The sequence below is a fragment of the Bacillus sp. FSL R5-0512 genome (assembly GCF_038593295.1).
GTDB lineage: Bacteria > Bacillota > Bacilli > Bacillales > Bacillaceae > Bacillus > Bacillus safensis.
The window spans coordinates 1,601,681-1,614,529 of sequence record NZ_CP151982.1 but is presented as its reverse complement, the minus strand read 5'-3'; the positions used below and the strand labels follow the sequence as shown (position 1 = coordinate 1,614,529).

At 41.9% G+C, this 12,849-nt stretch carries 11 protein-coding genes; all 11 read right to left on the bottom strand.

Annotated features, from left to right (window positions below; translation table 11 throughout):
• Window positions 1–266 precede the first annotated feature (266 nt).
• On the bottom strand, window positions 267–1,499 hold the full coding sequence (locus tag NSQ25_RS08195) for an MFS transporter (protein ID WP_170825840.1): 1,233 nt from the start codon (window positions 1,497–1,499) through the stop codon (window positions 267–269).
• Between the two features lie 99 nt (window positions 1,500–1,598).
• A complete protein-coding gene (locus NSQ25_RS08190; RefSeq protein ID WP_024424122.1) occupies window positions 1,599–2,324 on the bottom strand; it encodes a GntR family transcriptional regulator in 726 nt (241 codons plus the stop codon).
• 164 nt (window positions 2,325–2,488) lie between these two features.
• A complete protein-coding gene (locus NSQ25_RS08185) occupies window positions 2,489–4,861 on the bottom strand; it encodes a DNA translocase FtsK (protein ID WP_141545648.1) in 2,373 nt (790 codons plus the stop codon).
• A gap of 110 nt (window positions 4,862–4,971) precedes the next feature.
• Window positions 4,972–5,208 (bottom strand): YlzJ-like family protein, encoded by a 237-nt coding sequence (locus NSQ25_RS08180; protein ID WP_008344712.1) that lies wholly within the window; start codon window positions 5,206–5,208, stop codon window positions 4,972–4,974.
• Complete coding sequence (locus NSQ25_RS08175) at window positions 5,205–5,933, bottom strand: ClpP family protease (protein ID WP_024424124.1); 729 nt, start codon at window positions 5,931–5,933, stop codon at window positions 5,205–5,207. Before NSQ25_RS08175 ends, NSQ25_RS08180 begins: the two co-directional genes overlap by 4 nt.
• 119 nt (window positions 5,934–6,052) lie before the next feature.
• Window positions 6,053–7,720 carry a ribonuclease J2 gene (gene rnjB, locus NSQ25_RS08170; RefSeq protein WP_034281883.1) on the bottom strand — a complete coding sequence of 556 codons (1,668 nt, stop codon included), beginning with the start codon at window positions 7,718–7,720 and terminating at the stop codon, window positions 6,053–6,055.
• Between the two features lie 171 nt (window positions 7,721–7,891).
• Window positions 7,892–8,758, bottom strand: a complete 867-nt coding sequence (gene dapA / locus NSQ25_RS08165; protein ID WP_024427012.1) for a 4-hydroxy-tetrahydrodipicolinate synthase — start codon at window positions 8,756–8,758, stop codon at window positions 7,892–7,894.
• Window positions 8,759–8,788: 30 nt separating this feature from the next.
• The gene (gene dapG, locus NSQ25_RS08160; RefSeq protein WP_034281880.1) at window positions 8,789–10,003 is read right to left on the bottom strand and encodes an aspartate kinase; all 1,215 of its coding nucleotides are present in this window, start codon (window positions 10,001–10,003) and stop codon (window positions 8,789–8,791) included.
• 92 nt (window positions 10,004–10,095) lie between these two features.
• On the bottom strand, window positions 10,096–11,115 hold the full coding sequence (asd, locus tag NSQ25_RS08155) for an aspartate-semialdehyde dehydrogenase (RefSeq protein ID WP_070325839.1): 1,020 nt from the start codon (window positions 11,113–11,115) through the stop codon (window positions 10,096–10,098).
• A gap of 139 nt (window positions 11,116–11,254) precedes the next feature.
• Window positions 11,255–11,848: a dipicolinate synthase subunit B gene (gene dpaB, locus NSQ25_RS08150; RefSeq protein WP_046311007.1), complete on the bottom strand. Its 594-nt coding sequence runs from the start codon at window positions 11,846–11,848 to the stop codon at window positions 11,255–11,257.
• On the bottom strand, window positions 11,845–12,747 hold the full coding sequence (gene dpaA / locus NSQ25_RS08145; protein ID WP_070325838.1) for a dipicolinic acid synthetase subunit A: 903 nt from the start codon (window positions 12,745–12,747) through the stop codon (window positions 11,845–11,847). Before dpaA ends, dpaB begins: the two co-directional genes overlap by 4 nt.
• Window positions 12,748–12,849: the final 102 nt, after the last annotated feature.

Sequence of the window (12,849 nt, the reverse complement as noted above, 5' to 3'; positions counted from 1 at the left end):
TGAGCGTGTCTGAAGTGCTGACTGCGTCTCCTTCAAATGGCAGGATGACCTATTCAATTGTCCTTTCGTGTTGAAGAAGCATATCTCCATCATCAGCACGCGTGCTCAATTTCTGCCTAAAGAAAGACAGAAAATGAATGTTTTTGAACACCTCCAATTTGGGATAATTTAAAAGATATTACTATACATTAGTTTAACTATCAAAATTTTACATGTCAATTTATAAAAAAGAAAAAAGATGGCAAAATACCATCTTTTTTCTATATTTAAACTGTTTTTAATTGTTCACTCTCATCCTCTTCATCTGGCTGGATGAAAAAGAGGACCAAAAATAGTGAAATGAGACTGCAAATGGTCGAGAGAATAAAGACTATGGAGTCCCCTTTATCCATTAGATAGGCAAAAATCGGAGGTCCTAAAGCAACACCGATAAAACGCATACTGCTATAAAATGACGTAATGGTACCGCACTGCTCTTTTTCAATTCCTTCTGTAATCAGCGCATCAAGTGCAGGCAGCACAATACCGATGCCCACTCCGCCAATGCTTAAACAGATAAACAATACGTAAAAGCTGTGATTCCACCATAAAAAAATATAAGAAAGTGATAACAAAGCCATCCCTACAATTAAAAAGATTCTCATTTTTCCTTTTTCTTTTCCAATCGTTTTTCCAGCAATGTAGGAACTGATTGATAGAAAAAGGAGCGGAATACTCAGCAAGAGCCCTTTTTTGACGCCCTTTATTTGATAAGCCGCCTCTAGGTTATCGGATAGGTAAAAAAGCACACCAAAAAGAAGAAACATAATAAAACCGCCAATAGCAAAAATGGCATAAAGCCAGCGTCCCTCATGCTTAAAAATGGTCTTTGTTGATTTTAAAAATTCTTTAAATGTAGGCGGGTCCTCCTCTTTTTTCGCCGACTCTACCATGAACAGTACCATGAGAAAGCTGATGATCGAAAAGAACGGGATGAACCAAAAAGGCACAAACCAAAACCATGAAGCAAGAAGTGCCCCAATAATAGGGCTTAGTACCTTACCTGCTGTATTAGAGGTTTCAATGGCGCCAAGTCCTGCACTGACCTCTTCATCATCATGAAACAAATCTCCAATAAACGGCATAACGACAGGTGCGGCTCCAGCTGAACCAATACCTTGAAGGACCCTTCCAAACAGAATCCACATATAAGGTTCTTTCATGATCGTTGAGGCGACTGCTGCCACAGCTCCTCCAAGTCCGGCGATTAAAAGACACGGCAGCAGTACCTTTTTCCGCCCAATCCGGTCTGATAAGTAACCGGCGATTGGAATACATAAGATGGCTACAACCGAATATACCGTAATAATGAGAGAGACTTGAAAGGAAGTAATCGAGAGTTTCTTTTCTATCTCTGGCAATACTGGTATTAACATCGAGTTCCCTAGTGTCATGATTAGAGGGACTGATGATAATGCAATGATATTCTTTTTACTGACTGTTTTCTCGCCCAACATCATTCACCCAATTCTATATACTGTTACGTATTAGTGTGGCAAGTTTGACGAGTATTATGTATGGGCAAACAAAAAGCAGACGCCTATGGAAGCGACTGCTTGTTAAAATCGTTTGCGTATGACATGAAAGCTGAATTTATCCGCTCGAAAATAATTGAGGGAGTATAAGACCGGCTGATCATCCTGATCATAGTGCATTTGTTTCAGTAATAATAACGCCGTTTCAGGGTCACAATCTAGAATCGGTGAGACCTGATCGTGGTAGCCAATTGGTTCAATGTCAGCAACTGCATATTTAATCCCGCTGTGCGGTTCTCTTCCAAACAGCTCAAAAAGAGACTCTTCTTCATGTGTAAAAGAAGCGGGAAGATGTTTGACCGGAATTTTATCTAAACAATAAACAACTGGCTGCCCATCTGCCGTTCGAACGCGTTCCATTGAAAAAATCCCATCAGATTTATCACACTGAAAACGAATGACATCATTCTCTGTTGGCTCCCCTTCTTGCGAGGATAAAAAGATGGTGCCAGGCGTCATATTGACCTGCTCAATCATTTTCGTGACACTTGTCAGCTGTTCTATGCCTGTCGAAAAAAGCGGTCTTGAATTGACGAAAGTCCCTACCCCATGCCTTCTAATTAAATACTTTTCTTCTTCTAATATACGAAGGGCCTCACGCAGTGTCGCTCTGCTCACACCTAAAAGTTTTGAGAGCTCAAACTCAGAAGGCAGCTTTTCTTTTTCGGCATATACACCTGTTTGAATATCTTCTTTAATACGGTCAATCACTTTCAAATATAAATGGCGATTGTCTGTTTTGGTCGACATGTTTTCCCTCCGTCTAATCAATGCAAATGATAAGATGAGAAATCTCTATTCCGAGATAAGTTGAACATAACTATATCATGTTTTTGCAAATAAATAAATAGTCTGACATCCAGTTAACATAATCATACTATCGTTTACTATTTTTTCAGGAAAGCTCTCTTCAATTATGAAGAGAGCTCGTCATATTGTTCTTTTGAGAGAAGAACTTCTCTCGGTTTACTTCCTTCATATGGGCCTACCACGCCCCGCTCTTCCATTGCGTCAATGAGACGTGCCGCCCGGGTATAACCGATGCGGAATCTTCTTTGCAGCATAGAAACAGAAGCCGTCTGCATGCCGATAATCAATTCAACTGCTTCATCATACAGATCATCTTCCACAGCCGCAAGCTGATCCTGCGTTTCTTCGCTCGGAATCATTTCCTCTTGGTATTGAGCTTTTTGCTGTGTGATCACGTGATCCACAACATGCTCCACTTCTTCATCTGATAAAAAGGCGCCTTGCACACGAACCGGCTTGTTTGCACCAACAGGTAAAAACAGCATGTCCCCTCTGCCCAGAAGCTTTTCTGCGCCTCCCATATCAAGGATCGTCCTTGAATCGGTTTGAGAGGATACGCTAAAGGCAATGCGGGACGGGATGTTGGCCTTAATGACACCTGTAATGACATCGACAGAAGGTCTTTGTGTGGCGATAATCAAATGAATTCCCGCAGCACGAGCCATTTGAGAAAGTCTTGTAATGGAATCCTCCACATCAGAGGAAGCGACCATCATTAAATCTGCAAGCTCGTCTACTATGACAACAATATAAGGAAGCTCTGGCTGTTTAGCATCTTCTGTTTGATTCATCCGTTTAATGTAATCATTGTATCCTTCAATATTTCTTGTCCCCGTATGCGAAAACAATTCATAGCGGCGTTCCATTTCGCTGACTACTTTTTTCAGTGCCTGCGATGCTTTCTTAGGGTCTGTTACGACAGGAGCCAAAAGGTGCGGAATACCGTTATACACATTTAATTCAACCATTTTCGGATCAATCATCATCATTTTCACTTCATGAGGCTTCGCTCTCATGAGAATGCTTGTGATAATACCATTGATACACACACTTTTTCCGCTTCCAGTCGAACCTGCTACAAGCAAATGCGGCATTTTGTTCATTTCAGCAAGCACGGCTTCACCCGAGATATTACGGCCGAGTCCAATGAGGAGCTTAGCATTTGGACGGTCATTTTGCTTCGATTCTAATACCTCTTTTAATGAAACCATAGCAATTTCTGCATTCGGAACTTCGATGCCGATGGCTGATTTGCCAGGAATCGGAGCCTCAATTCGAATATCCTTTGCTGCAAGGGCAAGGGCTAAATCATCACTTAGATTGACGATTTTGCTGACCTTCACACCAACATCTGGATATACTTCATATTTGGTCACAGCTGGACCTAAATGAACCTGTGTGACTTTTGCTTTCACACCAAAGCTTTGAAATGTTTTTTCAAGCTTTCTGGCATTTTCATAAATATTTTTCTTATCTGTTTGCTGACCTGAATGCTGGGGCTCTGCCAAAATATCAAGTGACGGCAATTCGTAATCTTTGTTTTCAAGTTCTGTAAATGTCATCGGCGGTGCCTCTTTTGGTTCATCGGCTGTATCTGATTGAACTGGTGCACTTTGCACAGAGTCCTGAAGAGGCGCTGTCTCTTTTGCCGCCTGCTTTTTTTGAACCGTCGGGGTGAGAATGTCATCTCTATCTGCAAAGCTTGAAATAATCGGCTGGCTATTATCAGAAGACGGTGTTTCCTCTTCGATCAAGATCAGATCATCCTCGTCTTCTTCTTGAATGCGTGAACGTTTTTTCTTTTCACCTGTTTTCTGAGAGGACGCGCTCTTTTTCGCCTGCCTGATTCCTTTCATATCTTCAACAAACGCTTTCCACTGCTTCACCATAAATTGTGATAGAGGAATCGTCACTTTTTTCACCATTTCCTGAAGGGATCGGTTTGTAATCAGGACAATTCCAATCAGCATCAGAACAATCGCCATGATTTGCGAGCCTGCTTGTGCAAATAAGAAATAAGAAGCAGCAAACAATACGGCTCCAATCATGCCGCCCCCTAAATCAGGCGATCCTGTTTCACCTTTCATATCCATCAAGAAGAGCTCAAATGTATTTCTAATCACACTTTGAGAGCCAATGACACCAGCAGATGAAAGATGCTGAAAGAGCTTCACATGTGACAAAAGCAAGATACTCGCAATGATGCAGTAGAGACCTGCTTTTCTTCTTGTTAAAATATCTGGGATTTGTTTTTTCCAGAAAATCGTCACACCAAAAAGAAATAATCCGATAAGACAGAGAATGAACCATTCACCTGCAAAGAATCGGAATAGATGTACAAAGGTTTGTCCAACAACGCCCAGCTGTAAAATGGCAATGATCGCTATGGCAATACAGACTAACCCATTTAATTCATATTTCAGTTTTAGCTGTTTATTTTGTTTTTTTCTCGTTTTCCGTTTTCTCTTTTTAGCCATACTCATCACCTTACTACGAAAGAAAATATAACCTACCGAAAGATCAGAAAGAAAGCAGCCTGGTTTTGGCTGCATCTTGTTGTAAGTTTTCCCTTTATTATAGCATAGAATCATTCATATGAGTCGGTTTGATTGGTGCCTAAATGTAACTTCAATCGCTTGCCTGGTGCAAGCTCTTGATTGAGAAAATCCATTGGATTGGTGCTCATGACTTGAACAATTTCTGCTTCATCTTCTTTCATTTCAACCATCACTGGCACACCTTGAATGTTTACCTGCTGGAGCTTGCGTTCTCCCTGTTCCTCAGCGTAAATGGCTTCATATGGCATAGGCGTATATAAAATCATTGGATCAGCCCCTCGTTTTGAGATGCCCTGTCTCCAATAAGTTCGTTCAACTTTTTAATCGCTTGTCCTACACCGCCCACTTCATTCATGAGTCCGTATTCTGCTGCCTCATGACCAACGACATTTGTTCCGATGTCTCTCGTCAAATTGCCTTTTGAGAACATGAGCTCTTTAAACTTCTCTTCTGTAATGTTGGAGTGGCTTGTAACAAAGTTAATGACTCTTTCCTGCATTTTATCTAAGTATTCAAAGGTTTGCGGAACACCAATCACAAGACCTGTTAATCGCACAGGATGAATGGTCATTGTGGCTGTTTCTGCAATATACGAATAGTCACACGATACAGCAATCGGGACACCTATCGAGTGGCCGCCGCCAAGCACAATCGAGACAGTTGGTTTCGATAAAGAAGCAAGCATTTCTGCAATCGCGAGTCCCGCTTCAACATCTCCTCCTACTGTATTTAAGATGATCAGAAGACCTTCTATTTTCGGGTTTTGTTCAACAGCTACGATTTGTGGAATGACATGTTCGTATTTGGTTGTTTTATTTTGCGGTGGAAGCTGCATGTGGCCTTCAATTTGTCCAATAATGGTGAGGCAATGGATATTTGTATCTTGCGGCAGCTGCGGAACGGCTGTTTCACCAAGCTGCTGTATTTTGCTCATAATGCTGTCTTTTTCTTCTGGCTTTCGCTCAGGCTGCTGTTCATTCTTTTCGTCCATTTGTCTCCATCCTTTCCTCAAACTCTTCTCCTATTATGAACAAATAGGGCATATTCCATCCGCATTCCTCATGCCACATCAAAAAAGCCCAAAGAGCTTATGCTCCTTGGGCTTTATCATCACACTTCCATAATAATTGGAATGATCATCGGCTTACGTTTTGTTTTTTCATATAGGAATTGATTTAGCACATCGCGCATGGATTGTTTCAATGTTGACCATTCAACAATTGAGTTTTCCGTTTGCTCTTTGACAATCTCTTTGACCATTTCTGTTGCTTTCACAATCAGCTCTTCGGATTCTCTTACATAGACAAATCCTCTTGTGATGATTTCAGGTCCAGAAATTAATTGTTTCTTTTGTTTATCGAGCGTAATGACAACAATCAAGATACCGTCTTGAGACAATAGACGTCTATCGCGTAACACGATGTTTCCGATATCACCAACGCCAAGACCATCGATCAAAATGTTTCCTTGGTGAACTTTTTCACCGATTTTGACGTTCTGTCCTCTAAACTCAACAACATCTCCTTTATCAATCAAGAAAATGTCACTGCGTTTCATACCTACTTCTTCAGCAATACGAGAATGTGCTTTTTGCATACGATATTCGCCATTCACCGGAATTAAATACTTCGGTTTTAGTAAGTTCAGCATCAGCTTTAACTCTTCTTGGCACCCATGTCCAGATACATGTACACGTTTTTGCGCAAAAATGACTTGTGCTCCGCTCCTTGTAAGGAAATCCACTGTTTTAGAGTATGTGAGTTCTTGTCCAGGAAGAGGTGTAGATGCAATCACAACCGTGTCATCTTTTTCAATATGAAGCTGTTTGTGATTTTGCTTCGCCATTTTTGTTAAAGCAGCAAGCGGCTCTCCGTGGCTTCCAGCGGTCAGGATGACCACGTCGTTTTTCGCCATTTTCTTCACTTCTTGAACGGGTACAAACAATTCTTCGTCTGCTGTAACATAACCAAGCTTGATCGCCAGCTGAAGGGTTGTCATCATATTTTTCCCTGCAACGGCAAGCTTACGGCCATTTTGATTTGTTGCATTAATGATTTGCTGCACGCGGTTAATATTAGATGAAGACACAGCAACAATCACACGATTTTCAGCATTGTACATCGCATTTGAGATTTCGTCTTGGACGAGCGCCTCAGAAGGTGTATAGCCTGGTTTTTCAGCATTTGCACTGTCTGAAAGTAGTGCTAAAACGCCATTGTTTCCAATTTTCGCAATCTCTCCGATGTCACAGGCTTGGTTAAGCGCTGGGGTTTGATCAAATTTAAAATCACCTGTGCATACGATTGAACCAAGAGAGGTTTTGAAGCTGATCCCAACTGAATCAGGAATGCTGTGATTCGTTCTAAAGAACGATACTTTTGTTGTTTCAAAAGTAATAACTGATTTTGCATGTACCTCACGCAAATCAGCTTTTTGATTGAAGCCATACTGCTTTAATTTTTCTCGAAGTAACGCAAGGGTCAGCTTCGTTCCGTAGACTGGTACAGACAATTTGCTCAAGCAATGGAATACGCCTCCGATTGCTTCATCATGTCCGTGGGTAAGAAAAATTGCTTTCACCCGATCAGCACGCTCTGTTAAATAAGAGATATCAGGAATGACGACGTCAATGCCCAGCATTTCATTTTCTGGATGCATTAAACCTGCATCTACTACATATATGTCCGAATCAATTTCAATGACATATAGGTTTTTTCCGATTTCTCCAACGCCTCCGAGTGCAATAATTCTTACGTTCTCTGTATTTTTCTTTTTCAAAATTCTTATCCTCCTAGTCTCAAGCCCGTCCATCATCGCTTAATGCTATTATAACTGAATCTAATTTTAGAAAACAAGATGAAGTCACATTTTAAGAAAGTGTTTATGTATAAAAAACGGTCATACTCAGGGACATCTGAGAATGACCGCTTACGAAATCTTTTGTTTTGATCAGCTGTTTAAAACGCTGCTTAAATCCAGTCTCTCTTCTTCTGACAAAGGCAAAAGCGGAAGACGAACAGATCCGACATCTAGTCCTTTCAGCTGAAGGGCTGTTTTGACAGGTGTTGGATTTGGCGCTGAGAAAAGCTGTTTCATGATTGGAAGCAGCTTTTGATGGATCAATGCTGCATTCGCTGTCTGGCCTGAAGCATAGCTTTTCAGCATTTGCTGCATATCCAGCCCTACGATATGAGACGCAACCGAGACAACTCCTTTTGCACCAACAGATACAGCCGGAAGTGTTAAACTGTCGTCCCCTGAATATACGTCGAAATCTTCTGGCGTCTCTGCAATGATTTTTGTCATGGCATCAAGATCGCCGCTTGCTTCTTTGATGGCAACAATGTTAGGTATTTGCGCAAGCTTAATCGTTGTTTCTGGTGCTAATGACGCAGCCGTTCTTCCTGGTACATTGTAAAGCATGACAGGAAGAGATGTAGACTCGGCAATGGCTTTAAAGTGTGCATACATGCCTTCCTGTGATGGCTTGTTGTAATAAGGTACGACAAGCATCACTGCATCAACGCCCGCTTCTTCTGCTTTTTTCGTTAGTTTGATAGACGCATTTGTATTATTACTGCCTGTTCCTGCAATGATTTTACAACGACCATTTGCTAATTTGACCGATTGCTGAAAAAGAGCGACTTTTTCTTCATTCGATAAAGTTGGCGATTCGCCTGTTGTCCCTGCAACGACTAAGGAGTCACTGCCGTTTTTTAACAAGTAATCAATGAGAATTGATAGCTTTTGGAAATCGATGTTGCCCTTTTTATCAAAAGGTGTAATCATAGCTGTTGCGATATTTCCGAAATTCATTTTTTTCACCTCATCATGATTCAATCACATTTATCTTGAAAGTTCAAACACTTCATGCAGGGCATTGACAGCCGCTCTCATGTTTTCTTCGTTCACTAACACCCAAATGGTCGTATGACTGTCAGCCGATTGTAAAATCGGAATGTTTTGCTCGGATAGAGCCGTTACAATTTTAGATGTGACACCTGGTACACCCATAATGCCTGCGCCAACAGCTGATACTTTCGCACAATTTGTTGTCACAATTGGTGTATAGCCAAGATCTTTTAGGATCGACGTTGCCTTTTCAGTCATTGCACCTGTCACTGTATACACAATTTCACTCGGTGTGATATTGAAGAAGTCGACACTGATTTGTGCGTTTGCCATTGCTTTGAAGACCTCTGTTTGTACGCTGTACTGACCTTCTTTTGCAGGGACTTTGATTTGTGTCACATCATTGACATGTGCAATACCCGTAATGAGGCGGTCATACACATCATGGCTCATTTTATCTGAGTAGTGTGATGTAACGAGCGTGCCCTCATCATCAGAGTATGTTGAACGGACCCTCATTGGTACTTTTGCCTGCATCGCAATTTCAACAGCTCGCGGGTGAATGACTTTTGCCCCTTGATATGCGAGGTTGCAAATTTCCGTATATGTCACGACTCTCAGCGGTTTTGCATTTTCAACAATGCGGGGATCTGCTGTCATAACGCCTTCTACATCTGTAAAAATATCAATAAAGTCTGCCTGCAATGCAGCGCCTAAAGCTGCTGCGGACGTATCACTGCCACCTCGTCCGATTGTTGTCACGTCTCCATTTTTCGCCGCTCCCTGGAACCCAGCGACAACGACAACATCATGTTCAGACAGTGCTGCTTCCAGACGTTCGCACTTCATGTCAATAATTTTCGCACTTGTATGCTCCTTATCTGTCACAAAGCCCGCCTGAGCTCCAGTCATCGCTACAGCCTTTAGACCGTTTTCATTCAGCATACTTGAAAACACAACAGCTGAGATATTCTCCCCGCAGGAAACAAGTAAGTCTTTTTCTCTGTTTGTCATATGCTGCGCGCTGCCGTAAAGCAGACCGAGCAGCGTATCTGTCGCATAGGGATCGCCTTTTCGTCCCATTGCAGAAACGACAACAACCGACTTATAGCCTTTCTCTTTTGCAGATAAGATATGTGCAAGTGCCCTTTTTCTACCTTGATCATCTTTGACAGATGTACCGCCAAATTTTTGGACAATTATTTTCACTGTTTTCACTCCAAGTTCATTCTGACGTAACAGAAGAGAGCAGGCGAAAGATGCCTAACTCTCTTCTGTTCGTCCTCATCATCCATTGAATGTTAAACTAATTTTAATGCTTTTAAGCTTTCTGCAATTTGAACAGAGTTCCATGCAGCGCCTTTAAGCAGGTTATCAGATACAATCCACATATGGAACCCGTTTGGACGGTCCAAATCTTTCCGAATGCGGCCGACAAATACGTCGTTTTTCCCAACAGCATCTGCTGGCATTGGATAAATTTGCTGAGACGGATCATCTTGCAGCGTAATTCCTGGTGCATCTTTTAGAATTGATTTGAGGTCTTCCACTGTTGCATCATTTGATTCTAGTTCGATGTAGACAGATTCTGAATGACCTGTTTCAATTGGAAGCCTTACGCATGTTGCCGCTACTTCCAGCTCAGGCATATGCATGATTTTTTTCGTTTCGTTGATCATTTTCATTTCTTCGAATGTATAACCGTTGTCTTGGAATTTATCAATTTGCGGAATCGCATTAAATGCAATTTGATAAGGCATGACTTCTGGTGTTACATCCTCTTTATTTAAAATGGCTTGTGATTGGCTGTATAGTTCGTCAATGGCTTCATGTCCCGCACCTGATACTGCTTGATACGTAGAGACAATGACTTTTTTCATTCCATATGCCTGACGAAGCGGTTCTAATGCCGCTACCATTTGAATCGTTGAACAGTTAGGGTTTGCAATGATCCCTTGATGATCATGCAAATCTTTTTCGTTTACCTCTGGTACGACAAGAGGGATGTTTTCGTCCATACGAAAAGCACTTGTGTTGTCAACAACAATCGCACCTCGTTTGACTGCTTCAGGAGCCAGCGCTTTAGAAACATTTCCTCCAGCACTGAATAATGCAATGTTCACTCCTTCAAAGCTTTCAGGTGTTGCTTCCTGAACAGTGTACTCTTGACCTCTGAATGTCACTTTTGTTCCAGCAGAACGTTTTGAGGATAGTAGAGTAAGTGTATCCATTTCAAAATCTCTGTCAGCTAGTGTTTTTAACATTTGTTGACCGACAGCTCCAGTCGCTCCAACTACAGCTACATGCAATCCTCTTCCCATCAGTAAAACTCCTTCCGACCCATCCATGATTCTTTTCTTTCGGATGGCCATCCTATGACTTTTTACATTTTATTTTACCATAGAAAAGCAAGGCTTGAAGCATCTTTTTTGAATCTTTCATGATTTTCTAGTGAATCTATTATTCGTTTGGTCCAATTAAAATTGGCTGAATTTGTCTATGCTGGAGTGCCTCTTCTACTGTTTGAGTTAGCAGATTCATGTTCGCGACCATAGAGGTCGGTTTTTTGAATGGATCATCCTGACCAAACGGAATAAAGAAAATATTCTTTGTCGACATGAGCCTCATCAGATTTGTACCATTTAAACCTAACGCATCATTTGTTGAGATTCCTAAAACGACAGGTCGATGATTCCGTATGGTTGCTTTAGCAGCCATTAAAACAGGACTGTCTGTCATGGCATTTGCAAATTTCGCCATCGAGTTTCCAGTTAAAGGAGCAATGACCATACAATCAAGCGGCAGCTTAGGCCCGAGCGGCTCTGCTTTCACGATTGAGTCAATCGCTTGAAATCCAGTCAGCTTCTCAATCCGCTCGATCCACTCGGCTCCATCTCCAAATCTCGTATTCGTGCTCTGCACCGTGTACGACACCACTGGACGCACCTCTGCCCCTTCTTTTACAAGCGCTTCGATTTGCGGAAAAACAGCCTCATACGTACAGTGGGAACCTGTTAAACCAAAGCCGATTCTTTTCCCTTTTAATGTTGTCATGATTCCATCCCCCTTTTTTCCTCCGCAAGTTCACATAAAAGCCCGGAAAGCACTTTTGCAATGATTTGTCCTGCTGTTTTTGGTGCAACAATCCCCGGGAGTCCTGGTGCAAGAAGTGCCTTCACTCCGTGCTTTTGTGCAAAGTCAAAGTCTGTTCCGCCTGGGCGGGAGGCGATATCCAAAATGAGTGTCTTTGGTGTCATGCTGACGATGACAGATGAATCTAATACAAGACTTGGAATGGTATTGATGATAATATCAACATCCGTTACTTCCTCTTTTAACTGGTCCATTGAAAATGGATGAAGTCCCATCTCAAAGGCCCGCGCTAAATGTGCTGTGTCTGCCGCCCCTACTTTTACGTCTGCCCCTAGTGCCCGAAATGTGCGGGCAATGGTGAGTCCTGTTCTTCCAAGTCCGAGGACTGCGACATGAGACCCGTGAATCGTATAGTCCGTTTGCTGAATGGCCATCATGATAATTCCTTCAACTGTTGGAATAGAGTTATATATGGCAATATCATCTCGCTCAAACAGCTTCACAAGCTTCCGGTTCACCTGCTTTGCCAGATTGTCTAAGTACGTATTTGAAATACCTGAGTACAAGGTACAATGGGCAGGGGTTCTTTCTAAATATTTAGCTTCCAGCAAAACCTGCTCGTTTGAAAAAACTGTAGCAACAGCGCCTTCATCCGTTGTCCCAGATACTGGCAGGATCATACTGTCTACTTGTTCGAATGGAAGTTCAGACATTTTCAGCTTTTCAGCACCGATAAATCCATGATCCAGCTGGTCAAATCCAACCAAAAATACTTTGGCATACTGCTGTGACAACTTGCGAATAATTTCAAGCTGCCTTGCATCTCCCCCGATCACCGCAACCGTTAAACCGCTCAACATACTGACCGTTCACCTTCTTTATTTAAAAAAGTCTGTAATATTTTCTGAATCTCCCTTTCAGCATATGAGGAGAGGATTCAGCCTGTGAACAAATCAGAGAGA